The 24,502-nt window shown below is 72.2% G+C and carries 20 protein-coding genes; 8 read left to right on the forward strand and 12 right to left on the reverse strand.

Annotated features, from left to right (window positions below):
- Window positions 1–69 precede the first annotated feature (69 nt).
- Together ABZ707_RS00700 and ABZ707_RS00705 are read right to left on the reverse strand one after the other, a co-directional pair.
- Window positions 70–708 (reverse strand): uridine kinase, encoded by a 639-nt coding sequence (locus tag ABZ707_RS00700; RefSeq protein WP_360165474.1) that lies wholly within the window; start codon window positions 706–708, stop codon window positions 70–72.
- A 98-nt stretch (window positions 709–806) separates the two neighbouring features.
- A complete protein-coding gene (locus tag ABZ707_RS00705; protein ID WP_360165477.1) occupies window positions 807–1,454 on the reverse strand; it encodes a helix-turn-helix domain-containing protein in 648 nt (215 codons plus the stop codon).
- Between the two features lie 86 nt (window positions 1,455–1,540).
- Between ABZ707_RS00705 and ABZ707_RS00710 the strand changes: the two genes are divergently transcribed.
- From ABZ707_RS00710 to ABZ707_RS00720, 3 genes are all read left to right on the forward strand, one after another.
- Window positions 1,541–2,752, forward strand: coding sequence for a pyridoxal phosphate-dependent aminotransferase (locus ABZ707_RS00710; RefSeq protein WP_360165480.1), 1,212 nt, complete (start codon window positions 1,541–1,543; stop codon window positions 2,750–2,752).
- A 213-nt stretch (window positions 2,753–2,965) separates the two neighbouring features.
- Entirely contained in the window at window positions 2,966–3,514 is a 549-nt protein-coding gene (locus ABZ707_RS00715) for a hypothetical protein (protein WP_360165483.1), read from the forward strand.
- 157 nt (window positions 3,515–3,671) lie between these two features.
- Entirely contained in the window at window positions 3,672–4,820 is a 1,149-nt protein-coding gene (locus ABZ707_RS00720) for a S1 family peptidase (protein ID WP_360165486.1), read from the forward strand.
- A 194-nt stretch (window positions 4,821–5,014) separates the two neighbouring features.
- Here the strand turns inward: ABZ707_RS00720 and ABZ707_RS00725 are convergent, their stop codons facing one another.
- The 3 genes from ABZ707_RS00725 to ABZ707_RS00735 all read right to left on the reverse strand — a co-directional run bounded on the left by ABZ707_RS00725 (window position 5,015) and on the right by ABZ707_RS00735 (window position 10,499).
- Window positions 5,015–6,265 (reverse strand): SWIM zinc finger family protein, encoded by a 1,251-nt coding sequence (locus ABZ707_RS00725; RefSeq protein WP_360165489.1) that lies wholly within the window; start codon window positions 6,263–6,265, stop codon window positions 5,015–5,017.
- A complete protein-coding gene (locus ABZ707_RS00730) occupies window positions 6,262–9,276 on the reverse strand; it encodes a DEAD/DEAH box helicase (RefSeq protein ID WP_360165492.1) in 3,015 nt (1,004 codons plus the stop codon). Before ABZ707_RS00730 ends, ABZ707_RS00725 begins: the two co-directional genes overlap by 4 nt.
- 284 nt (window positions 9,277–9,560) lie before the next feature.
- Window positions 9,561–10,499 (reverse strand): slipin family protein, encoded by a 939-nt coding sequence (locus ABZ707_RS00735; RefSeq protein WP_360166904.1) that lies wholly within the window; start codon window positions 10,497–10,499, stop codon window positions 9,561–9,563.
- Between the two features lie 181 nt (window positions 10,500–10,680).
- Here ABZ707_RS00735 and ABZ707_RS00740 point away from each other — a divergent pair, with 181 nt between their 5' ends.
- Together ABZ707_RS00740 and ABZ707_RS00745 are read left to right on the forward strand one after the other, a co-directional pair.
- Entirely contained in the window at window positions 10,681–11,022 is a 342-nt protein-coding gene (locus tag ABZ707_RS00740; protein ID WP_360165495.1) for a hypothetical protein, read from the forward strand.
- 164 nt (window positions 11,023–11,186) lie between these two features.
- Window positions 11,187–11,528 (forward strand): DUF6343 family protein, encoded by a 342-nt coding sequence (locus ABZ707_RS00745; protein WP_360165498.1) that lies wholly within the window; start codon window positions 11,187–11,189, stop codon window positions 11,526–11,528.
- Between the two features lie 15 nt (window positions 11,529–11,543).
- Here the strand turns inward: ABZ707_RS00745 and ABZ707_RS00750 are convergent, their stop codons facing one another.
- From ABZ707_RS00750 to ABZ707_RS00770, 5 genes are all read right to left on the reverse strand, one after another.
- On the reverse strand, window positions 11,544–11,924 hold the full coding sequence (locus ABZ707_RS00750; protein ID WP_360165501.1) for a tetratricopeptide repeat protein: 381 nt from the start codon (window positions 11,922–11,924) through the stop codon (window positions 11,544–11,546).
- 134 nt (window positions 11,925–12,058) lie between these two features.
- Window positions 12,059–12,427 carry a hypothetical protein gene (locus ABZ707_RS00755; RefSeq protein ID WP_360165504.1) on the reverse strand — a complete coding sequence of 123 codons (369 nt, stop codon included), beginning with the start codon at window positions 12,425–12,427 and terminating at the stop codon, window positions 12,059–12,061.
- 136 nt (window positions 12,428–12,563) lie between these two features.
- On the reverse strand, window positions 12,564–13,169 hold the full coding sequence (gene coaE, locus ABZ707_RS00760) for a dephospho-CoA kinase (protein ID WP_360165507.1): 606 nt from the start codon (window positions 13,167–13,169) through the stop codon (window positions 12,564–12,566).
- A 106-nt stretch (window positions 13,170–13,275) separates the two neighbouring features.
- Window positions 13,276–14,220, reverse strand: coding sequence for a PAC2 family protein (locus ABZ707_RS00765; protein ID WP_360165510.1), 945 nt, complete (start codon window positions 14,218–14,220; stop codon window positions 13,276–13,278).
- A 159-nt stretch (window positions 14,221–14,379) separates the two neighbouring features.
- Complete coding sequence (locus tag ABZ707_RS00770) at window positions 14,380–15,903, reverse strand: flavin monoamine oxidase family protein (RefSeq protein WP_360166907.1); 1,524 nt, start codon at window positions 15,901–15,903, stop codon at window positions 14,380–14,382.
- Between the two features lie 305 nt (window positions 15,904–16,208).
- Between ABZ707_RS00770 and ABZ707_RS00775 the strand changes: the two genes are divergently transcribed.
- Window positions 16,209–17,171, forward strand: coding sequence for a right-handed parallel beta-helix repeat-containing protein (locus tag ABZ707_RS00775; RefSeq protein ID WP_360165513.1), 963 nt, complete (start codon window positions 16,209–16,211; stop codon window positions 17,169–17,171).
- 110 nt (window positions 17,172–17,281) lie between these two features.
- Here the strand turns inward: ABZ707_RS00775 and rpsA are convergent, their stop codons facing one another.
- A complete protein-coding gene (gene rpsA / locus ABZ707_RS00780) occupies window positions 17,282–18,787 on the reverse strand; it encodes a 30S ribosomal protein S1 (protein WP_093595272.1) in 1,506 nt (501 codons plus the stop codon).
- Window positions 18,788–19,192: 405 nt separating this feature from the next.
- Between rpsA and ABZ707_RS00785 the strand changes: the two genes are divergently transcribed.
- Window positions 19,193–20,008, forward strand: coding sequence for a class I SAM-dependent methyltransferase (locus tag ABZ707_RS00785; RefSeq protein WP_360165516.1), 816 nt, complete (start codon window positions 19,193–19,195; stop codon window positions 20,006–20,008).
- 49 nt (window positions 20,009–20,057) lie between these two features.
- Window positions 20,058–22,574 (forward strand): ATP-dependent helicase HrpB, encoded by a 2,517-nt coding sequence (gene hrpB, locus ABZ707_RS00790; protein WP_360165519.1) that lies wholly within the window; start codon window positions 20,058–20,060, stop codon window positions 22,572–22,574.
- 92 nt (window positions 22,575–22,666) lie between these two features.
- On the opposite strand, the gene ABZ707_RS00795 is transcribed toward hrpB, so the two are convergent.
- Window positions 22,667–24,367 carry a lytic transglycosylase gene (locus ABZ707_RS00795; protein WP_360165522.1) on the reverse strand — a complete coding sequence of 567 codons (1,701 nt, stop codon included), beginning with the start codon at window positions 24,365–24,367 and terminating at the stop codon, window positions 22,667–22,669.
- Between the last annotated feature and the right edge of the window lie 135 nt (window positions 24,368–24,502).

A 24,502-nucleotide genomic window follows, 5' to 3' on the forward strand; every position in this document is an offset into this window, starting at 1 on the left:
GGGCGGGACGCGAGGGGCGACGGGAAGGAGTCCGCCCGCCGCACCGAGGCCGCGCCAACGCCTGCCTGCTCAGCGCAGGCCGCCCCAGGCGGGGTGGCGCGGATCGTCGGCGCGCACCAGCACATCGGCGGCCTCGGCCGGACCCACCTCCTCCTCGTAGCGTTCGAAGGCCGGCAGCGTCCAGCGCTCCTCCTCATCGGTACGCCGCCGGAGCGCACCCGGCGACAGCCGCAGATGCACGGTGAGGTCGAACGGAAACCACTGCCCGAGCAGCAGCGGCCCGTGCACCACCAGTACACCGCCCTGCGGCAGTTCGCTGGGCGCGCTGCGGGTCGCCCGGTCGGTGACGGGATCCCAGAGATCGGGCAGCACCCGCCCGGTGCCGCCGGGGTCCAGCGGTCCGAACACCTCCCGCCACAGCGCACCGGTGTCGAACCAGCCGCTGTAGTACGTCTCCGGGTCCTCGCGGCCGAACTCGTACCGCAGCGAGGCCGGCCGCAGAAACCCACCGGTCCCGACGACGACCACCGACCGGCCGCGCACCCGCAGGGCTTCGGCGAGCGCCTCCGCCCGCTCCCCGGGCCGGGCGGCGGGCGCTCCGTCGAAGGCGACACGCGGCCACGAGCCCCCGTCCGCCGGCTCGGTCTTCAGAACCCGCTCGGCCAGGGCCTCGGTCAGCCGCTCCCAGGTGATCGCTTCGAGTCGCACCCGTCCATCATCGTCCAGGGCCCTGCGACCGGGCACGGGCGGCCCGGCCTGGCCCGCGAGGGGCCGCGTAGGGGCCCTTCACTCGTCCCAAAGGCCGGTCATTCGCCCCGCAGGACCTTGGCCAGCGTCCCTTCGCCGGACACCTCGATGCGCCCGTCCCGTACACCGTCTCCCACCGTCAGCACGCCTTCGCTCAGCGCGCGGCAGGTGTCGGAGTCGAGCACCAGGCGGGCGTCGGCGGTGTCGGCCGGCCCGTCGCCGTACGCCGGTTCGCCCTCGCCGAGCCGTATGTGAAACGCGCCCTCGTCCAGCCGGACCTCCAGCGTCCCCTCGCCCTGAAGGCCCGACCGGCCGGCGAGTCCGTCCAGCACCGGCAGCAGCGGTATGGCGAACCAGTGCGCCCGGACGGCGTCGGTCGGACGGCGCTCCGCCAGCTCCGGCGCGCCCCACTCCGCGAGCGCCGTGAGGACCGGCAGCAACCCCCGGCCGCGCTCGGTGAGTTCGTACACATACGCGCTGGCCGGCGGGGGCAGCCTGCGCCGCGTCGCCAGTTCGTCGCGCTCCATGTCCTTGAGCCGGGACGCCAGCACATCCGTGCTGACACCGGGCAGATCGGCGTGCAGATCCGTGTAGCGGCGCGGGCCGGCGAGCAGCTCCCGCACGATCAGCAGGGTCCAGCGGTCGCCCACGGCGTCGAGGGCACGGGCGGCGGCGCAGTACTGGTCGTAGCTTCGGCGGCGTGGCATGTGACGCATTCTAGACATGTTGTTGGACTTTCCAAGCTCGTGCTTGGTAAAACCAAGTATCGCAACAAGGTCTGGGAGGCCACCTCATGGAGTTCCGGCAGTCGAGCAAGCTCAGCGAGGTCTGCTACGAGATCCGCGGCCCGGTGATCGAGCATGCCGACGCGCTGGAGGAGGCGGGCCACAGCGTCCTGCGCCTCAACACCGGCAACCCGGCGCTGTTCGGGTTCGAGGCGCCGGAGGAGATCCTGCAGGACATGATCCGGATGCTGCCGCAGGCACACGGCTACACGGACTCGCGCGGCATTCTCTCCGCGCGCCGCGCCGTCGCGCAGCGCTACCAGACCCTGGGTCTGGCCGATGTCGGCGTCGATGACGTCTTCCTCGGGAACGGCGTCTCCGAGCTGGTCTCGATGGCGGTCCAGGCCCTGCTGGAGGATGGCGACGAAGTGCTGATCCCGGCCCCGGACTTCCCCCTCTGGACCGCCGTCACCGCGCTGGCCGGCGGCCGTCCCGTGCACTATCTCTGCGACGAGTCCGCCGACTGGTACCCGGACCTCGACGACCTGGCAGCGAAGATCACCGACCGGACCAGGGCCGTCGTGATCATCAACCCCAACAACCCGACCGGCGCGGTCTATCCGCGCGAGATCGTGGAGGGCATTCTCGATCTCGCCCGCCGCCATCAGCTCATGGTGTTCGCCGACGAGATCTACGACCAGATCGTCTACGACGACGCGGTCCACCACACCGCCGCCGCGCTCGCTCCCGATCTGGTCGTCCTCACCTTCAGCGGCCTCTCGAAGACCTATCGCGTGGCCGGTTTCCGCTCCGGCTGGCTTGTCGTCACCGGACCCAAGCAGCACGCGCGCAGCTATCTCGAAGGGCTGACGATGCTCGCGTCGATGCGGCTGTGCCCCAACGCGCCCGCCCAGTACGCCATCCAGGCCGCGCTCGGCGGCCGTCAGACCATCCACGAGCTGACCGCGCCCGGTGGAAGGCTGCACGAGCAGCGCAACCGCGCCTGGGAGAAGCTCAATGAGATCCCGGGGGTCTCGTGCGTTAAGCCGAAGGGCGCCCTCTACGCCTTCCCCCGGCTGGACCCCAAGGTGCACAAGATCCATGACGACGAGCGGTTTGTGCTGGACCTGCTGCTGCGCGAGAAGATCCAGGTCGTGCAGGGCACGGGGTTCAACTGGCCGCGCCCGGACCACTTCCGGATCCTGACCCTGCCCCACGCCGACGACCTCGACGCGGCCATCAGCCGTATCGGCCGCTTCCTCAGCGGGTACCGCCAGTGACCCCGGCCGGTTGCCCCGGGGAGCGGGGCGCGGCGCCGGCGGGAAGGACCGCGTCCGTCACGGGCCCTTTCCGCGTCCGTCCCCACGGCACGGCACGCCCGCGCACGATCGGTGGGCGCCGGGCGGGCGGGCCGTCGCCCCGGCCGCCCGGCAGGCCCCGGTCGGTGCGCCCCGGCAGTCGTAACCCGCCCGTGCGGCGGGCAGTCATGGGGTATGACGGCTCGCCCGCTACTCCTCCTCGATGTGGACGGTCCCCTCAATCCGTACGCCGCCCGGTTCCCCCGCCCGCGCGGCTTCACGAGCCTGCGGCTGCACCCCTCGGCCTGGCTCGCCCGTCAGACCCCCGGCTCGCGCGGCCACCGTCGCGGCCTGCGTGTGCGGCTCAATCCGGGCCACGGCCCCCGGCTGCTGGCCCTGCCCTTCGAACTCACCTGGGCCACCACCTGGATGCACGAGGCCAACACCCTGATCTCGCCCGTCGTCGGCCTGCCCGGAGACCTCCCGGTGATCGAATGGCCTGAACTCTTCGCCAGGGATCCCGACGGGCTCTACTGGAAGACCCGCCCGTTGCTGGAGTGGGCCGCCGGCCGGCCCTTCGCCTGGGTCGACGACATGATCACGGACCTGGACACGGCGTATGTGGCCGCCCACCACGACGCTCCCGCGCTGCTGCTGCGCACCCATCCCCGGCGTGGGCTGCGGGAGGCGGACTTCACCGCACTGGTGCGCTGGGCGGAAGGAGTCACGCCGTCCGCCTCCTGACCCGCGCACCACGTGGGGCCCAATCGGCCGAACTGATACTTGGCATGGACCTGACCATGAATCCTCCATTACGCTCCGGCCAGGCACCGCCTGAGAGCGCTTTCGGGCGCCTGCTGTTCCACCCCCACGAAGCTGGAACAACAGAAGGGCCAATCCCTTGAGACGCACAGTAGTCACGCGTACCGGCCTGTCCGCCCTCCTCCTGCTCGGCACCTGGGCGGCCGTCGGGCTCGCCCCGGCCGCAGCCGCCTCCCCCACCCCGGCTCCGGCGCCGGGAGTCACCGCCGGCCTGCTCTCCGCGATGCGGGAGGACCTGGGCCTGACCGAGAGCCAGGCGAAGGCACGCCTGGCCGCGGAGAAGACAGCGACCGCCGTGGAAGGAAAGGCCCGGCGCGCCGCGGGATCCTCCTACGGCGGCTCCTGGTTCGACGCGGCCGACAACACACTGGCCGTGGCCGTCACCAACGAGGACAGGGCCGATGCCGTACGGGCGACGGGCGCGACCGTACGCGTCGTCAAGCACAGCGCGCGACAGCTCGACGCGGCCAAGTCGCGCATCGACGCGCTCGACGCTCCCGACGGCGTCAGTAGCTGGCATGTCGACCCGAAGGCCAACCGGGTCGTGGTGAACGTTGTCGCCGCGCACCAGAGCGACAACGATGTCCGCGACTTCGTCGCGCGCGCCCGGCAGGCGGGCCCCGTCACCGTCAAGGAGACCGCCGAGGCACCGCGGACCTTCGCCGCCGGGACCGTCGGCGGCGACCCCTACTACACGGGCAATGTCCGGTGCTCCATCGGCTTCTCCGTGTACGGCGGTTTTGTCACGGCAGGCCACTGCGGCCAGGCGGGCGCCTCCGTCAGCGGCTGGGACGGCTCGTACATCGGCAACTTCCAGGGGTCGTCCTTCCCGGGCGACGACTACGCGTGGGTGAATGTCGGCAGCGGCTGGTGGACCGTCCCGGTCGTCCTCGGCTGGGGCGCGGTGCCCGACCAGCTTGTCCGGGGCTCCGCCGAGGCCCCGGTCGGCGCCTCGATCTGCCGGTCCGGCTCCACCTCGCGCTGGCACTGCGGCAATGTGCTGGCGAAGAACGAGACGGTGAACTACAGCCAGGGCGCCGTCCACCAGATGACCAAGACCAGCGCCTGCGCCGAACCGGGCGACTCGGGCGGCTCGTTCCTCAGTGGTGACCAGGCGCAGGGCGTCACCTCCGGCGGCTGGGGCAACTGCGGCAGCGGTGGCGAGACCTGGCACCAGCCGATCAACGAGATTCTGGGCCGCTACGGGCTGACGCTGCACACGGCCTGACGGACCGTCCGACGGCGCCGGGGGTACGGAGCGCACCCTGCCGGGGCATCACCCGGCGGCTCCGTACCCCCGGCTCCGGTCATGGGCGCCCCGGCGTGCTGGTGAGGCGCCGTCGCGTCTGCCGTCACCGGTGCCGCCGAATCGGTTGCATCGCGCTCCCTCGGCCGGTGGCCGGTACGGCGCGGAGCGGCCGGTCACCGGCCGAGCAGGGCTGTGAGCGCGCCCACCGGATCGGTGTCCGGGGTGCCGCGCGGCCACCAGTCCTCGCGGTCGCGGTCCGATTCATAGCCGTACCAGAGACCGTCCCGGCCGAAGCGGAGTTGCAGGGAGGGCGTCGCGAGCCGGTTGCGCCAGGGGCGGAAGTGGGGGAAGTCGGCCGCGGCGAGCGCGGGCCGCGCCCGGTCGAAGGGGCCGGCCGGCGGATCCCATGCCTCTTCGAGGACGGTGAGTCCGGCGAGACCCCCCTGGCGCCAGGCGGCGACCGCGCGGGCCAGGTCGGTGGGGGTGCGGTTGAGAGCGGCGGCCAGGTCCCGGTAGAGGGCGCGGGTGGAGGCGGTCAGTCCGGAGCCGGGGTGCGCGGCGGCCAGCCGGACGGCGTCCTGCCAGGGAGTGAGGGCCGCGACGGGATCGAGGCCGGTGGTGAGGAAGGTGTACGCGCGGGCCGCCGCCTCGGTGGCGAGGAGGTCCAGCGCGAGCGGGTCGGGAGCGCCCGGATCCGCCGGATAGGCGGGCGGGCGGCCGGGCTGCGAGGGAGCGGGAAACGGAGGCGGAAGCGACGGGAGGGTGCGCGGAGCGAGTGCGACGCCGGCCTCGACCGTGGGCATGGCCGGTGCGGCCGTGGTCCGTTCGGCCGCCGAACGGGTGGCGTTGCGCCGGGTGAGATCGGCGAGCACTTCGTGTTCGCCTCGGCCGCGCATCAGGAACAGGACGAAGGGGTCCTCGTCGAGGAGCCTGGCCGTCTGATAGCAGAGGGCGGCGGCATGCTTGCAGGGGTAGCCGTCGTCCGGGCAGGAGCAGTCCGGGGTGAGGTCGCCGGCGGTGGGCAGGAGGTCGGCGGACTCGGCGAGGGCGTGCGGCATGTCCTTGTCGAGCAGGGCGGCGATGTGGTCGGGACGGTCCGCCGCGGCGTCGAGGAGCTCCTCCCACTCCGTGTCGCCGATGGTGCGAAGACGGATCTCCGTACGGTACGGGCGGGCCCTGGAGCCGTGGACATAGGCCATGACGCGTCCCGGGGTGACCGTGATGGCGTCGACATGGCCTCGGCCCGCGTAGGCACGGCCGCGCTGGAGACGGGCCGGATCGAGGGCGCTGTCCTCCATGGATTCGACCCAGGCGTTGCCCCACCAGGTGGTGGCGAAGGCGCCCTTGCCCCCGCCCGGCCGAGGCGGCAGGGCGGGGAAGGTGCGCCGGCGGTCGTCGTGTCGGGCCGCGCGTGGGGCCGTCATGACAGCCTCCGCAGGGAGACCAGATCGGCCAGCTCGCGGTCGGTCAGCTCGGTCAGGGCCGCCTCGCCCGAGCCGAGCACGGCATCGGCCAGCGCCCGCTTGGACGCGAGCATCTCGGCGATGCGGTCCTCGACCGTCCCTTCCGCGATCAGCCGGTGGACCTGCACGGGCTGGGTCTGGCCGATGCGGTAGGCCCGGTCCGTCGCCTGCTCCTCGACGGCCGGATTCCACCAGCGGTCGAAGTGCACGACATGGCCCGCCCGGGTGAGGTTGAGGCCGGTGCCGGCCGCCTTGAGGGAGAGGACGAAGACCGGCGCCTCGCCGGACTGGAAGCGGTCCACCATGCGCTCGCGCTCAGCGACCGGAGTGCCGCCATGGAGAAGCTGGGACGGGATCGCGCGGGCCGCGAGGTGCGCGGTGAGCAGCCGGGCCATCGATACGTACTGGGTGAAGATCAGGACCGAGCCGTCCTCGGTGAGGATGGTGTCGAGCAGTTCGTCCAGAAGGGCCAGCTTGCCGGAGCGGCCGGTCAGCCGGGACGCGTCCTCCTTCAGATACTGCGCCGGGTGGTTGCAGATCTGTTTGAGCGCGGTGAGCAGCTTCATCACGAGGCCGCGGCGCGCGATGCCCTCCGCGCCCTCGATGGCCGCCATCGTCTCGCGGACGACCGCCTCGTACAGCGACGCCTGTTCCCGGGTGAGCGGGACGGGATGGTCGCTCTCCGTCTTGGGCGGCAGCTCGGGCACGATGCCCGGGTCGGACTTCTTCCTGCGCAGCAGGAACGGCCGGACCAGCCGGGACAGCCGCTCCACCGCCTCCGCGTTGTCGGCGTCCCTGACGCCGGCGCTCTTCGCGTTCTCGACATTCTCCACGATCCGGGCGTGGCGGGATCTGAACGCCTTGAGCGGACCGAGCAGGCCGGGCGTGGTCCAGTCGAGCAGCGCCCACAGCTCGGAGAGGTTGTTCTCCACCGGGGTGCCCGTCAGGGCGATCCTGGCGGGCGCCGGGATGGTGCGGAGGGCCTTGGCCGTGGAGGAGAACGGATTCTTGACGTGCTGGGCCTCGTCAGCGACGACCATCCCCCAGGTGTGGGCCGCGAGGGTGTCCGCGCTGCCGCGCATGGTGCCGTAGGTGGTGAGGACGAAGCCGCCCGCCACCTCGTCCAGGGTGCGGCCGGCGCCGTGGAAGCGGTGCACGGGCACCCCGGGCGCGAAGCGGGTGATCTCCCGCTGCCAGTTGCCGAGCAGCGAGGCGGGACAGACCACAAGGGTCGGTGCCGGGCGGTCCCGGTGCAGATGGAGGGCGATGACGGTGACGGTCTTGCCGAGGCCCATGTCGTCCGCGAGGCAGCCGCCGAGTCCGAGCGAGGTCATCAGATCCAGCCAGGCGAGGCCGCGGAGCTGGTAGTCGCGCAGGGTGGCGGCCAGGGCGGCCGGCTGGGGCACCACAGCCGGGCCCGAGACAAGGCGGTCGCGCAGGGCCGCCAGGGCGCCCGTCGGGACGGCCTCGACCATCTCGCCGTCCACCTCCGCGGTGCCCGCGAGGGCGGCCGCCAGGGCGTCGACCGGTGCCAGCAGGCCGAGTTCCCGTTTGCGGGCCTTGCGTACGAGCGCGGGGTCGACCACCACCCACTGGTCCCGCAGCCGCACGATCGGGCGGTGCGACTCGGCGAGCGCGTCCATCTCCCGCTCCGTGAGGGGATCGCCGTCGAGCGCCAACTGCCAGTTGAATTTAAGCAGCTCCTCGCTGTCGAAGAACTGCGTGCCGTCCGTGGCCGAGCCCGGCGCGGGGCGGACGACCGCGCTCGCGGTGAGCGTACGGGCCAGCTCCCGGGGCCAGTGGACGGCGACACCGGCCGCGGCGAGGCGGGCCGCGCCCGGGCCGAGCAGTTCGTACAGCTCGTCCTCGGAGAGTGCCAGCGCGTCCGGGACATCACGCTCCAGCAGTCGCGCGAGCGGGGCCCAGACGCGCGCGGCGCGGCGCAGCGCGAGCATCGCGTCGATACGGGCGCGCGGACCGAAGCTCTCGTCGCCGTCGCCCGCCCAGAGCCGGGCCGCGTCGATGACCAGCGTCGGGTCGGCCAGACTGTGGATCTGTACGAGGGCGGCTCCGGCTCGTCGCGGTGCCCCGGGCTCGTCAAGACCCGCACCGGAACGGACAGCGTCGTCCGTCCTCGATTCCGGCTCCGGCTCCGGCGAGTCGAAGAGGTCGTACGCGGACAGTTCGAGGCGGAGCGAGACCCGCACGCCCGCGTCCATGCCGGCCGCCGCCTCCGCGGCCCAGGCGCGGGCTCCCGGCAGCCGCTGCGGCGCACGCGCGGCGAACGGCGCCCCCGCGGCGTAGGCGGCCGCGGGTGTGCGCGGCAGTGTGTCGGCCACGGCGTCGAGGAACGCGCGCACCAGGGCCTCGGGGTCCGGCAGCCGGAGGGGCGGCCGATCCGGGAGCGGCACGGCATACGCCTCGGTGGGCATGGCCGCGGCGATCGCCCTCAGCTGCGCGATGTCGTCGGCGTCGAGCGGCCCGGCCCGCCAGGCGTCGTGGTCGGACGCGGTGAGCCCGGGGAGCAGCCTGCCACGCGCGGCCAGTTGGAGGGCGTGCAGGGCGGCGGCGCCCCAGCAGGCGGCGGCGGGGTGCGCCGCCTTGTCGCGCCGCGCGCGGACCAGCAGCGGCACGGCCTCGGCGACGGGCAGCAGCAGCGCGGGCACGGCCCGCGTGCCGACTCCGCCGTCACCGTCGTCATCACGGACCACGACCGTCAGCTCCGCCGGGCCGGACCGGGCCGGCTCCGCCCCGCCGGGCGGGAGACCCGGCACGTCCGGCCCGGTGCGCGCGACGGCCCCGAGCTCCTCCTCCGCCCCGGTGGGCAGGCCGCCCTCCGGAGACCAGAAGGCGACCAGCCCCTCGCGCGGGAGTCCGGCGGGCAGGAACACCGCGGCGCAGCGCGCCAGTCCCACCGTCTCCGAAGCGGCCCCCGCGGGTCCCTGCCGAGGGGTACGCGCGAATTGCGTCATGGCCGCCAACTCCCTCCCCGCCACCAGGTCCGATTACCTCTGCGAGTTTAGGCGGGGGGTGTGACAGCCGGCTCCGGAGCGAGATCCCCGCAGGTCAGCGCGTCCCTTCCCAGAGGTAGCTCTCGCTCCCGGGGCGGAGATCCAGAGCGGTCTCGGAGGCAGTTCCGGCGCCGCCGAGCACCATGGCCCGCCCGCTGCTCCCTGTCGTACTCGTACAGAACAGATACGTCGTACCCGTACAGATACGAACCGGGGCACGGCCTCGGCGAGCCGGCGGCGAAGCGTCAGGCATGGGCGCCGTCGGGCGCGCCGCTGACATCCGGCCGGTCCGGCAGCCCGGTCGCACTCAGCCGGGGGCCGGTGCCCGGTTCCGGTACGGGCGCGTCCTGTCCCGTGCGCGACGCGTCCGCCGCCTGAGCCGGTGCGGCTCCCGACACGGCCCGCACGGCCTGGGCGGCTTCGCCCGGGGTGGCGCGTTCGAGGAAGCGGAGGAGTTCGACGGGGAAGGGCAGGACCAGGGTGGAGTTCTTCTCCGCCGCGACGGCCACCACCGTCTGCAACAGCCGCAGTTGAAGCGCCGCGGGCTGCCCCGACATCTCCTTGGCGGCCTCGGCCAGCTTCTTCGACGCCTGCAGCTCCGCGTCCGCGTTGATGATCCGCGCACGGCGCTCCCGGTCCGCCTCGGCCTGTCGTGCCATCGACCGCTTCATGGTCTCGGGCAGCGACACATCCTTGATCTCCACCCGGTCGATCTGCACGCCCCAGCCGATCGCGGGACTGTCGATCATGAGCTCCAGGCCCTGGTTCAGCTTCTCCCGGTTCGACAGGAGATCGTCGAGATCGCTCTTTCCGATGATCGACCGCAGCGATGTCTGGGCCATCTGCGACACCGCGAACCGGTAGTCCTCGACCCGCACCAGCGCCTCCGCCGGATCCACCACCTTGAAATAGATCACGGCGTCCACCCGGACGGTGACGTTGTCCCGGGTGATGCCGTCCTGTGCGGGCACGGGCATCGTCACGATCTGCATATTGACCTTGCGCAGCGTGTCCACGAACGGAACGATCGCCGTGAATCCGGGCCCTCTGACGCCCTCGCGCAGCCGGCCCAGGCGGAAGACCACACCCCGCTCGTACTGCTTGACGATCCGGGCCGCCGAGAGCGCGTACAGCACGCAGACGCAGCCCACCACGACGACCGCTATGACCAGTTCCTCGACCATCATGACCCCTGACGCCGGACCGAGGTGTTTATAACACGATATGCCCTATATGACCGGCCAGTCGAGGCTCGCGGACCAGGATCTACCGGCCCGTAGCCCGCCCGGCCGCGCATCTGGTGCCGCCCGGGCCCGGATCCGGCAGTGTGACCAGCACGAGCTTCCGCACCGACGAGGAGCGCCCATGTCCGTGACCGACCACAGGCGCCTCGGCATCGCCGCCGGGACGGCGTTCCTGAGCCTCGCCGTCGCCGGCTGTTCCGGACTCGGCAGGACCGCGGTGGGCACGATCGAATACCAGACGCCGCAGAGACAGCGCGTCCAGGTGTCCGACCCCCTGGTCACGGGCTGCCACCGGCTGGTGCGCGCCGGAGCGGTCGAGCTCACCAACCGCACCCTGGTCGATGTCGTGATGTACCCGACGCCCGACTGCACCGGCGGGATGACGACATACATCAGCACCACGCTGACCGACGGGATCAGGCCGGGCGTCGGGCCGTGGCGCAGTTACACCGTCGTCCACTGACCCACGACAACGAAAGCGCCGCCAGCGCCGCCAGCCACCACAGCGACAACAGCACCGCCGGCGCCACCGACTCATATTGTCCGACCGCGCACCGGGTCGGGGCCTCCCTCTGCGGGTACACAAGAGGTCAGAACCACGCAAGAGGGGCAGGAGGCGCGAAAGCCATGCGTACCGGAAGCGAACCCGTGACCGCGCGCAGTCCGCTGCGGATGCGATTCTGGCTGGGGCTGTGGGGGCTCGTCTGGACGGGCTTCGGCACCACGGCATTCGCGCTCGTCGGACGGACGGGCTGGGCGATCGCCTGCGGTGTGCTCTTCCTGATCGTCCTGGCGGACTTGCTGATGGTGCTGCGCCATATCCGTCAGGGACCGCACTACCAGCCCGGACGGGACGTCCCACCCTATGAACCCGACCGCGACGGGGCGGGCGACCCCCTCAAGGACCGGACCGGGGACCGCGGCCGGCCCTGGCTGTGGGGGCCGCACCACCGCGCCCACGGCAGGTAGCGGGAGCGCTCGCGATCACTCCTCGCCGGGGCGGCTGCCGGGGTCGAAGCGCGCGGCCTTCAGATACTCCGGCTTCGGGTCCAGCGCCGCCGCGAGGCGGAAGTGCCGCTTGGCCTGTTCGGGTCGTCCGGAGCGCTCATAGGTACGGGCGAGGGCGAAATGCGCGAAGGCGTTGTCCGGCTCACGCTCCAGCACCAGCTCGAATTCCAGCTCGGCCGGGCGTAGCTGAGCCGCCGCGAAGAACGCGCGGGCCCGCAGCAGCCGTGCGGCGGTGTTCTCCGGATGGGCCGCGATCACCGAGTCGAGGAGTTTCACCGCGCCGCGTGGGTCCCGCGCGGCCAGCAGTTGCTCGGCCGCGCGATAGTCGATGACGTGGGTCTCCGGGCTCTCGGGCACGGTCGCATCCTTCCCTCGGTGCGTGCTTTCAACGCGGGGCGCCGCGGCGCTGTTCCGCACTTCTGTCCGTGTCCCGTCACCATACGGCGGCCTTCCGGACAGCGGCCCGGTGGGAACGCAACCGCGGAATCCGGTCACAACGCGGCGGCCGCCATGACCGCGCCGACCAGGACCGCGCTCAGTCCCACCAGCACAAAGCCCAGGTCGAGACGGTTGTGCCCATGGCCGGGCAGTGCCACCTCCCGGGGATCCACGGGATCGTACGAGAGCAGGACACTCGATCCCGCCGTGAGCGTAACCGGCGAGACGACTTCGAGCAGCCGGCCGTCCGCCGTCTCGAACTGAAGCACCTGGCGTCCCGAGCCGGGCGGCCCGCGTTTGACCAGGGCCACGGCAGGCTCTCCGGCCGCCAGGATCCGGCGCGCCCGGCGGAGACTGTCGCCACCCGCGAGAAGCGCCACCAAACCGCCGAAGGCCGTGATGGCCGCGAAGACGATCTCCACTTGTCCGATGGTAACGCCCGGCCGCCACGCCGAGGCCGGAAGCATGTCCGGGTTTGGCATGATCCGGGTTTGGCATGACCTTGACCGGATTCCCCTCCCGGTCCGGCGCCCCGGAGCGGATGCCGCACTCCGGCGGTCAGCGACCCGCCGCGGCGCGCTCCGCCAGCCGCTCCCATACGGCGCGCACCTGAGGCTCCAGGTCCTCCAGTGGGCCGTCGTTGTCGATGATCACATCCGCGGCCGCGCGGCGTTCCTCGCGCGTCGCCTGCGCCGCCATCCGGTTGCGGGCCTCCGGCTCCGGCATTCCGCGCAGCCTGCTGAGCCGGTCGAGCTGGGTCTCGGGGGACGCGTCCACGACGACCACCAGGTCGTACAGACCGGTCATGCCGTTCTCGACGAGCAGCGGCACATCGTGCACCACGACCGAGTCGGGTCCGGCCGCCGCCTCCAGTTCGGCCGAACGGGCGCGCACCAGCGGGTGCACGATCGCGTTCAGCGCGCGCAGCCGCTCCGGGTCGCCGAAGACGATCGCGCCCAGCCCCGGCCGGTCCAGGCGACCGTCGGCCGTCAGCACCCCGGGACCGAACTCCGCCACCACGGCCGCGAGTCCCGGCGTACCCGGCTCGACCACCTCGCGCGCGATCCGGTCGGAGTCGATCAGAACCGCTCCATAACCGCTCAGCAGGCGGGAGACCTCGCTCTTGCCCGCGCCGATCCCGCCCGTAAGTCCCAGCTTCAGCATGCGGTCAGCCTAAGGGGTGTGTCCCGTCGTCCCCGGTGGAGCAGATCCGGTCCGCCGGTCCGGGGCGCGTACGTCCCGGCGCCCGGCACGCGCCGCCGGGACCGCCTCACGTGCCGCCCTCGCCCTCCCGCTCCGCGAGGAACCTCTCGAACTCGCGGCCGATCTCGTCGGCCGAGGGCAGCTCCGCCGGCTCGGCGACCAGATTGCCGCGGGTCTCGGCGCCCGCCACGGCGTCGTACTGGTGCTCAAGCCCCTGGACCATCGCGACGAGTTCCTCGTCGCCCTCGCCGAGCTGGCGCTCGATCTCGGTCTGGGTGCGCTGGGCCTCGGTGCGCAGTGAGTGAGCGACGCTCGGCAGCACCAGACCGGTCGCGGCCGTGATCGCCTCCAGGGCGGTCAGCGCCGCGTCGGGGTACGAGGACCGCGCGACATAGTGCGGGACATGCGCGGCGACACCGAGAACGTCATGGTCCGACTCCATCAGCCGGAACTCCAGGAGAGACTCGGCGCTGCCGGGCACCTGTGCCTCCTCGAAGGGGCTGCGGTGTCCCGGCATCAGGTCGGTGCGGTTGCCGTGCGGGGTGATGCCGACGGGACGCGTATGCGGAACGCCCATCGGGATGCCGTGGAAATTGACCGACAGACGCACACCGAGGCGGTCGACGATCTGGCGTACGGCCGCCGCGAAACGCTCCCACTCGACGTCCGGCTCGGGGCCCGAAAGCAGCAGGAACGGCGCGCCCGTGGCGTCCTGTACGAGCCGCACCTCCAGCTTCGGGACCTCGTAACCCGTGAACCGGTCACGGCGGAAGGTCAGCAGCGGGCGGCGCGCGCGGTAGTCCACCAGCCTGTCGTGGTCGAACCGCGCCACCACCTGGTGGGGCAGGGACTCCAGCAGGCTCTCGACGATCTGGTCGCCGGTCTCCCCCGCGTCGATATAGCCGTCCAAGTGATAGAGCATGACAAGGCCCGCGGACTCCTGCGCGAGCGCAACGTCCACAACGGCGAGGCCCTTGGGCTCCCATTCGTACAAACCTTGCGGATCAAGCACGATTACCGCTCCTCCTCGTGTTCGTACGGGAGAACGCCCCTCGGGGCGCGGGCATTCCCCGCCCGCGCCCCTTTGAGCAGATCCGGTGATCGGATTCGGCGCGCCGGCTTGCCGGGCGGATCCGCTCACCGGCGCGCCGGTCAGGCGAGGACGCGCTGGTCAGGCGAGGACCCGCTGGTGAAGCGTGGTCACCACCTTGCGCGCCGAGGTGAAGGCGCCGTGCTGCCAGGCGTCGGCGTAGGAGAGGTAGTCACCGGCGAAGTAGACCCGGCCCGCCGCCTGGTTGAGAGGCGCGTACGCGGGCGCGTCCGGACCGCCGGACATGCTGTGCCAGGCGCCTTCCAGATGCGGGGTCTGCCGCCAGTGATGGGAGAAGGAGGAGGCCAGTTCGGTCCGGTACCGGTCGCCGTGGATCTTCACACCCTGGGCCACGGCACGCTTCTCGCGCTCGGCGGGGCTCAGCAGCGCGTAGGAGTCGGCGTTCGTACCGGTGTTGTAGTAGCCGACGATCAGGCCGCGCCTCTCGTGGAAGCCGTACGACGGGTACCAGATGTGGCTGAGATCCATGTCGGTCTCGGTGATGCCGCCGTAGATCCGGTGGTCGGTCTCCCACCAGCGGCTGCGGTACTCCAGGCCGATCTTGCCGGCGGACGAGGGCCTGACCGCCTCCAGCGCGGTCTGTACGGCGGCGCCGAGGTTGTGCGGGATCTTCGCGAGGATGTGCGGCGGCAGGGCGGCGACGCAGTAGTCCGCGTCGATCGAGCGGGTACGGCCGTCCTGGCTGTAGGTGACGGTGACACCGCGCGCCTTGTCGGTGATCTTCTGGACGACCGCGCCGGTCCTGATCCGGTGTCCGCCGACCGCCCTGGTCAGCGCCGCGGGTATGCGGTCCATGCCGCCGACGGGCTGGAACATCAGCATGGCCTGGTCGTAGCCGAACTCGAACGAGAAGTACCGGCCGACACCACTGGCGAAGACCTCGGAGACGGTCGGGACGGAACCGAGCTCGACACCGGGGGTGCCGGCCGCGGCCGGGTCCACGGTGAAGCCCCGGTGCTCGCTCCCGGTGTAGGTGAGCTTGCTGCCGATGTCGCCGAAGCTCTTGAGGAATTCGAGGAGCCGTTCCCGGTCCTCGGCGTTGATCTCGCCGTCCAGCGCGCCCTTGCTGGTGGCCTTGGCGAGCAGCTCGGAGACATAGCCGTAGGTGTCGGCCTTGGCGGTGCGGTAGCGGACCGGGGCCGTCATGCCGGCCTTCTCGTTGTAGATGTACGCGCTGGCGTTGCTGTTGGTGAAGACCTCGATGGGGACGCCCAGTTCACGGCAGTAGTCCAGGGTGATCATCCACTGCGGGATCCGCGCGGGCCCGGCGTTCAGGTACTGGCCGTCGCTGAAGCGCGCGGTCTGGCGGTTGCCGTAGAGATCGACGGTGGAGTCACCGCCGCGGACCGTGAAGTTCCGGCCGCCGGTGCGGTCCCTGGCCTCCAGCACCGTACAGTCGTAGCCGGCTTTGCCCAGTTCGTACGCACAGGTCAGACCGGCTATCCCGGCGCCGACGACAACGACCTTGGCCGCGCCTCTGCCCCTGAGGGTGAAGTCACCCGTACGCGGGGCCCGGAACGCCGGTTCACGGCCGGCGGCCTCGGCGGTCGGTGCGAGGCCCATGGCCCCCATGGTGGCGAGCATCGCGCCCGCCCCTCCGGTGATCCCGACCTGGCGCAGAAAGCTTCGGCGACTGGTGCCCGTGGTGGTGTTCGGCGCATGGCTCATGTCCCGGTACCCCTTCCGATCTTCAGGTGTGCCGGGATCCTGACAACGGCGTGTTACGGCCCGCCGGTTATTCGTGTATCCCACACGTTGCCCTCCGCTCACCGGCTTTCCGGCGGTCTCCCCCATCCCGAATACCGGATTTTGCTTGGCTATTGGTCCAGACCTTGGCATGCTCAGGGCACCCCAGCACGCCCAGAGCACCCCGACGGGAAGGCACCCCCATGCGCACCCGAACCCTGCTCCCCGCACTGCTCGTCCCGCTTCTCGCCGCCGGCGGCCCGCTGCTGACGGCCAGTCCGGCGGGCGCCGCGACCGTCATCCAGGTGACAACCGCCGCCCAGCTCAAGACGGCCCTCACCGCCGTGCGCCCCGGCGACACGATCCGGCTCGCCGACGGCACGTACAAGGGCAACTTCAAGGCGACCACGCCCGGCACCGCCACCGCCCGGATCACCCTCACCGGCTCGTCCGCCGCGGTCCTCACCACCGGCGGCGGGGGCTACGGCCTCCACCTCAACGGAGCCGCGTACTGGACGGTCGAGGGCGTCACGGTCACCGACGCCCAGAAGGGCATCGTGGCGGACGCGGCCAACGGCGTCGTCATCGACTCCGTCACCGTGCACAACCTGGACATGGAGGGCGTGCACTTCCGGGAGTCCAGCGCCAACGGCATCCTCAGGAACTCGCGGATCTACGACACCGGCAACGACGGCCGGGGCATGGGCGAGGGCGTGTACGTCGGCAGCGCCAACACGCTCACCGACCGCAGCGACAACGCGCAGATCCTCAACAACACCATCGGCCCGGACGTCGGCGGCGAGAACGTCGACATCAAGGAAGGCACCACCGGCGCACGGATCATCGGCAACACCTTCGACGGCGACGGCCTCACGGGCGCCAACTTCGACGACTCCTGGGTCGACGTCAAGGGCAACAATGTGCTCGTCGAGGGCAACACCGGCCGGAACACCACCAACAACGGCTACGAGACGCACAGCCAGCAGAGCGGCTGGGGCTGCGGCACGGTCTTCCGCTCCAACACGTCGGACCTGAGGGGCGCGACGGGGGCCAACCAGCTCGCCGTCAATGTCACCAACAACAGCGCGAGCTGCGCCACCACGGTCTACGCCGGCAACACGGTGACCGGCGGCCGGGGCCTGACGAACATCCCCGTCACCCGCTGATCCCCCCTCGGCGCGCACGCGAGGCCCGGCGGACACGCGTAAGGCCCGCTCCCGAAAGGGAGCGGGCCTTACGTTCAGCCGTGCGACCGACTAGCTACGCGACCGGAGCGTCAGCTCTGGCCACCCGCCAGCTTCTCGCGAAGGGCGGCCAGGGCCTCGTCCGACGCCAGGGCGCCGGAGTTGTCCGCGGACTCCGAGGAGTACGAGCCACCGGAGGCGGCCGGAGCACTGCCACCACCGGCGGGCGCGGCAGCACCCTCGGCGGCAGCGGCCTCGTCGGCCTCGCGGGACTTGATGACCTGGGCCTGGTGCTGCTCGAAGCGCTGCTGCGCCTCGGCGTACTGGCCCTCCCACGCCTCGCGCTGGGTCTCGAAGCCCTCGAGCCAGTCGTTGGTCTCGGGGTCGAAGCCCTCGGGGTAGATGTAGTTGCCCTGGTCGTCGTAGGACGCGGCCATGCCGTAGAGCGTCGGGTCGAACTCGACCGAGGCCGGGTCGCTGCCGAAGGACTCGTTGGCCTGCTTCAGCGAGAGGCTGATGCGGCGGCGCTCCAGGTCGATGTCGATGACCTTGACGAAGATCTCGTCGTTGACCTGGACGACCTGCTCCGGGATCTCCACGTGGCGCTCGGCCAGCTCGGAGATGTGCACCAGACCCTCGATGCCCTCGTCGACGCGGACAAACGCACCGAACGGAACGAGCTTGGTGACCTTGCCGGGGACGACCTGACCGATCTGGTGCGTCCGGGCGAACTGCTGCCACGGGTCTTCCTGCGTCGCCTTGAGCGACAGGGAGACACGCTCGCGGTCCATGTCGACGTCGAGGACCTCGACGGTGACTTCCTGGCCGACCTCGACAACCTCGGAGGGGTGGTCGATGTGCTTCCAGGACAGCTCGGAGACGTGCACGAGACCGTCGACGCCACCGAGGTCCACGAACGCACCGAAGTTGACGATCGAGGAGACGACGCCGGAGCGGACCTGGCCCTTCTGCAGGGTCGTGAGGAAGGTCTGGCGGACCTCGCTCTGGGTCTGCTCCAGCCAGGCACGGCGGGACAGGACCACGTTGTTGCGGTTCTTGTCCAGCTCGATGATCTTGGCTTCGAGCTCCTTGCCCACGTAGGGCTGGAGGTCACGGACGCGGCGCATCTCGACGAGCGAGGCCGGCAGGAAGCCACGGAGGCCGATGTCGAGGATGAGACCACCCTTGACGACCTCGATGACGGTACCGGTGACGATGCCGTCCTCTTCCTTGATCTTCTCGATCGTGCCCCAGGCGCGCTCGTACTGCGCGCGCTTCTTGGACAGGATGAGACGGCCTTCCTTGTCCTCCTTCTGGAGAACCAGGGCCTCGATCTCATCGCCCACGGCGACGACCTCGTTGGGGTCGACGTCGTGCTTGATCGAAAGCTCGCGGGAGGGGATGACGCCTTCGGTCTTGTAACCGATGTCGAGCAGGACCTCGTCCCGGTCGACCTTCACGATGACGCCGTCGACGATGTCGCCGTCGTTGAAGTACTTGATCGTCTCGTCGATCGCGGCGAGGAAGGCTTCCTCGTTACCGATGTCGTTGACCGCAACCTGCGGGGTGGTGGCGGTGGTCTCGGTGCTGCTCGTCATGTGGGAAAGGGCTCCGGTGCGGACAGTGAGTCGTAGGTACTGCTACGCCGAGAGCCCGTATCGCCATCTGCGGAAGCCGGACAGCCAAGGAAGCGCCGGCCCCGCACCACGGGGAAAGCGCCTCGACAACCGAGGGGACCACAACAGATGCGAGCGCGGCTGCTACGTCTGAGGCGCGCAAGCCCGCAGCGCAACCTTTAGCATACGGGGGCAGCCGGGCACGGTCAATGCGCGAAGGCGCACACCCGGGGCGGAATGCCCCATACCCGGCACCATCCGCGTTTGATGAGGCCACAGGGCCCCGTCGAGGCCCCCTGGACACACCCGCGTGCGAACACGCGGCCAGGGGCCACGCGGCCCGGCCACGCGACCGCGTGGTCCCAGCACACTACGACGACGGACGAAATGATCCAAGAGTACGAACCGGAAGCGACTCGCCGGGAGACCGGTGACACGGAGAGCACCCGGGCCAACCGGGGCTGGTGGGACCGGAACGCGGACGAGTACCAGACCGAGCACGGCACCTTCCTCGGCGACGACCGATTCGTCTGGGGCCCGGAGGGGCTCGACGAGGTGGAGGCCGGTCTGCTGGGACCGCCCGAGTCCCTGCGGGACCTGGACATCCTGGAGATCGGCGCGGGCGCCGCGCAGTGCTCCCGCTGGCTGGCGGCGCAGGGCGCGCGGCCGGTGGCGCTGGACCTCTCGCACCGCCAGCTCCAGCACGCGCGGCGCATCGACGAGGAGCGCTCCCTGACGTTCCCGCTGGTGGAGGCGGACGCCGGAGTGCTGCCGTTCCGGGACGGCTCGTTCGATCTGGCGTGCTCCGCGTACGGCGCGATCCCCTTCGTCGCGGACCCGGTGAAGGTGTTCCGCGAGATACGGCGGGTGCTCCGGCCCGGCGGACGGTGGATCTTCTCCGCCACCCATCCGATCCGCTGGGCGTTCCCCGACGAACCGGGCCCCGAGGGGCTGACGGTGGCCTCCTCCTACTTCGACCGCACCCCCTATGTCGAGCAGGACGAGCAGGGCCGCGCCGTCTATGTGGAACACCACAGGACGATCGGTGACCGGGTGCGGGACGTGGTGGCGGGCGGTTTCCGGCTGGTCGACCTGGTCGAACCGGAATGGCCGGCCTGGAACACCCAGCAGTGGGGCGGCTGGTCCCCGCTGCGGGGCGCCCTGATCCCGGGCACGGCGATCTTCGTCTGCGTACGGGACTGAGACCCCGCTCGCGTACCGGAGCCGGCGCGCCGCGTACGAGACTGGGCGGGTGATCCGCGACGACATCCTCGGCAGCCTGCCCGTCCGTACCGCGCTGCCCGCGCTGGACCGTGCTCTCGACGGGCACGGCTGCGCGGTGCTCTGCGCGCCGCCGGGGACGGGCAAGACGACGCTGGTGCCGCTCGCGCTGGCCGGGCTGCTCGGCGGGGGTCCCGTACGGAGGGTGGTCGTCGCCGAGCCGCGGCGGATCGCGGCGCGCGCCGCGGCCCGCCGGATGGCGTGGCTGCTCGGCGAGCGGGTCGGCGGACGGATCGGTTTCACCGTGCGCGGGGAGCGGGCGGTGAGCCGCGAGACGGTGGTGGAGGTGGTCACCACCGGGGTGCTGCTCCAGCGGCTCCAGCGCGACCAGGAGCTGGCCGGGGTCGATGTGGTGATCCTCGACGAGTGCCACGAGCGGCATCTCGACGCGGACACGGTGGCGGCGTTCCTGCTGGACGTACGGGCTGCGCTCCGTCCCGAACTGCGGCTGGTGGCGGCGTCCGCCACGACCGACGCGGCCGGGTGGGCGCGGCTGCTCGGGGACGCGCCGGTGGTGGAGGCGCGGGGCGTCTCCCATCCGGTGGAGGTGGTCTGGGCGCCGCCCGTGAAGCCGGTCCGTCCGCCGCACGGGATGCGGGTCGACCCGGTGCTGCTGACGCATGTGGCGTCGGTGGTGCGGCGGGCGCTGGCCGAACGGGACGGCGACGTGCTGTGTTTCCTGCCCGGCGTGGGGGAGATCGCCCGGGTGGCGGGGCAGTTGGGCGACACGGGCGCCGAGGTGCTCCAGGTGCACGGGCGGGCCCCGGCCGCGGTGCAGGACGCGGTGCTGGCCGGCGCCGCGGACGGCCGCCGGGTCGTGCTCGCCACGGCGGTCGCCGAGTCGAGTCTGACGGTGCCGGGGGTACGGATCGTCGTGGACGCGGGGCTCGCGCGGGAGCCCCGTACCGATCACGCGCGGGGTCTGAGCGCGCTGACGACGGTACGGGTGTCGCAGGCGGGCGCCGCGCAGCGGGCCGGCCGGGCCGGGCGGGAGGCCCCCGGCACCGTCTACCGCTGCTGGTCCGAGGCCGAGGACACCCGGCTGGTCCGCTTCCCCTCCCCGGAGATCAAGGTCGCGGACCTGGCGGCCTTCGCGCTGCAGGCCGCGTGCTGGGGCGATCCGGACGCGAGCGGGCTGGCGCTGCTGGATCCGCCTCCGGCGGGCGCGCTGGCGGCGGCGCGCTCGGTGCTGACCGCGATCGGCGCGGTGGAGGGCGCGGCGGGAGCGGACGGCGGCGGCCGGGTGACGGAGCGCGGGGTGCGGATGGCCCGGCTCGGTCTGCATCCCCGGCTGGCGCGGGCCCTCCTCGACGGCGCCGGGCAGGTGGGGACGCGCCGCGCGGCCGAGGTGGTCGCGCTGCTGAGCGAGGAGCCGCCGAGGTCGTACGGGGACGACCTGGCCGCGGCCTGGCGTACGGTCCGCCGGGGCGGGGACGCCTACGCGGCGCGCTGGCGCCAGGAGGCCCGGCGGCTGGCCTCGGCCTCCGGCGGGGACGCGGCGGGCCGGGAGCCGGACGCGACGGACGACACGGTCGCCGGGCTCGTCACGGCGCTCGCCTTTCCGGAACGGGTGGCGCGGGCCCGCGCCGAGGGGACCTTTCTCATGGTGTCGGGCACCGGGGGCGAGCTCGCCGACGGCTCGGGGCTGCGGGGCGCGCCCTGGCTGGCGGTGGCGGTCGCGGACCGGCCGGCCACGGCCGCCGCCGCGCGGGTACGGCTCGCCGCGGTCATCGACGAGGGCACCGCACGCTCGGCGGCGGGCCATCTGCGCACGGTGGGCGAGGAGGTGCGCTGGGAGGACGGTGATGTCGTCGCCCGGGAGGCGGAGCGGCTGGGCGCGGTGGAGCTGTCCGTGCGCGCGCTGCGCTCGCCGCGCCCCGGACTGGTGCGGGCGGCGCTGCTGGAAGGACTGCGGCGGGAGGGGCTCGGGCTGCTGCGCTGGACCCGGGACACGCGGGGTCTGCGGGAGCGGCTGGGCTTTCTGCACCGGGAGTTGGGCGGGGGCTGGCCGGATGTCTCGGACGCGGCGCTGCTCGACAATGCCGACGGGTGGCTGGAGCCGGAGCTGTCCAGGGCCCGGCGCCGGTCCGATCTGGAGCGGCTCGACGCGGGCGAGGCGCTGCGGCGGCTGCTGCCCTGGGCGACCGGCGAGGCGTCGCGGCTCGACGAGCTGGCGCCGGAGCGGATCGAGGTGCCGAGCGGGTCGCGGGTACGGGTGGAGTACGGCGGGGCGCAGCCCGTACTGGCGGTGAAGCTCCAGGAGTTGTTCGGGCTGCGGGAGACCCCCCGGGTCGCGGGGGTGCCGGTGCTGGTGCACCTGCTCTCCCCGGCCGGGCGGCCCGCGGCGGTCACGGCGGATCTGGCGTCCTTCTGGCAGGACGGATACCGGGCCGTACGGGCGGAGCTGCGTGGCCGGTATCCGCGCCACCCGTGGCCCGAGGACCCGTCGACGGCGGTCGCGACCCGCCGCCTCAACACCCGGCGCTGAACGGGCCCGCACCGGCGGCTGCCGGCCGGGGCCGATCATGGCGCCGCCCTCCGTCCGGTGGACGGAGGGCGGCGTGCCGCGCGGTGCGGGGGTCAGGCGACCTTGAGTTCGATCGTCAGGGTCGCGCCGCCCGCCGCTTCGAGACGCAGCAGGAACGTGCCCGTCGTGTCGTCCGCGAAGAGCTTCGGGAGCTGGAGGATGCCGTTGGCGTCCGTCGTGAGACCCTCCAGGACCCGGAGGGGGTTGCCTGCCGCGTCCTTGAAGTAGGGCCCCTGGCCGGGCGTGGTGGGGTCGCCCTCGGAGGTGATCAGGGCGGCCGTGACCGCCACACCCGCCGCGGCGGCGCCCTTGAAGGTCGCCCTGACGCCGACCGGTTCGGCGAACTCGGCGCCGGGCGCGGCCGTCAGCTCCGTGTCGGTGGTCCTGACGAGACCGTCCGCCTGACGGGCCGTCACTGTCGCGGTGAACTCGACGCCGGCGACATCCCGGACGCTCACGGTGGCCCGTACGGTGAAGTCGCCGGTCACCTCGCCCGCCTTGACGGCCGGGGCCGAGGCCCTGCCGTCCGCGCCGGTGGTGACGGTCACCTCGGAACCGCCGCCGCCGAAGCGCGCGTCCGTGTCACCCGCGATCCGGAACAGCACGGGCACTCCGGCGACGGGCCGGCCGGCCGTGTCCACGGCGCGTACCCCGGCCCGTTCGGCGAAGACATCGCCGGCGACGGCGGTCAGCGTGCCGGTGCCCGCCTTCTCGAGCCGCTTGACGATCGGGGTGGGGGTCGGCGAGCCGGGTCCGTCGCTTTCGCCGGGGGGCGGCGAGGACGGTCCGCCCGGCGTGGACGGTCCGCCCGGCGTGGACGGGGCCGGGCTGCCGGAGCCGCCGGGCTTGGGCTCTGTGGGCTTGGGGCTGGGCGAGCCGCTCGGCTTCGACGGAGTGGTGCTGGGGCTCGGGGACGGCGTGGGGGACGAGGGGCCCGCGGGACCGTTGCCCACGGGAAGCACCCCGGTGCCGTCCGGGACCTCGTGCGTGCCCTTGCGGTAGTACTCCAGCCAGGTCAGGACCGTATTCAGGTATTCCTGCGAGTGGTTGTAGCCCAGGATCGACTTGTGGAGGTCGGCCTCGACGGAGAGATCACGGCCACCGGCGCAGAGATAGTGGCCGGCCGCGAGCGCCGCGTCGAAGATGTTGTTCGGGTCCCTGGTGCCGTCGCCGTTGGCGTCCTGGCCCCAGGTCTCCCAGGTCGCCGGGATGAACTGCATGGGGCCGACCGCGCGGTCGTGCGTCGTGTCACCGTCGTACTGGCCCTGGTCGGTGTCGGAGATATTGGCGAAACCGACGCCGTTGAGGACCGGCCCGAGGATCGGCGCGAGCGTGGTGCCCTGGGCGTCCACCCGTCCGCCGCGCGCCTGGCCCGACTCCACTTTCCCGATGGCGGCGAGCAGTTGCCACGGCAGGTTGCAGCCGGGCTTGTCCTCCGCGAGGCGCTGCTCGGCCTGCTTGTACGCCGCCAGGACCGACGCGGGTATGCCGGCCTCGGCCGGAGCCGTGTCCGGCAGATCGACCGAGGAGCCCGGCTTGTCGGGTGTGGTGAGCGGCGGAAGCTCCGTGTAGTACGGGGAGTTGCCGGTGACGGGGGTGCCGGGAGGCGGCGTCACATCGGCCGCCTGTCCGGTGCCACCGCCGGTGGAGATGGCGCCGGGCGCCTGTGAGGCGGAGAGCGCCGCGATCGCGGCCGCGGCCACCGCTGTGGTGGTCGCCCCTCTGCGCAGTCGGCGGCCGAATTGCGCTGCCATACGTCTGGTCCCTCCCCTGAACGGCTGTTCGCGCTCCCCGCGCGAGGACTCAGGCGACCCTACGTCAACTCCGGGCCCGAGCACACCGGTCGGTGACCGGTTTTCACCAGTTCGCCACCTCCGGGTCGCCCGGAC

Origin of the sequence: Streptomyces sp. NPDC006923, from assembly GCF_040635655.1 — a bacterium.
Taxonomy (GTDB): Bacteria; Actinomycetota; Actinomycetes; order Streptomycetales; family Streptomycetaceae; genus Streptomyces.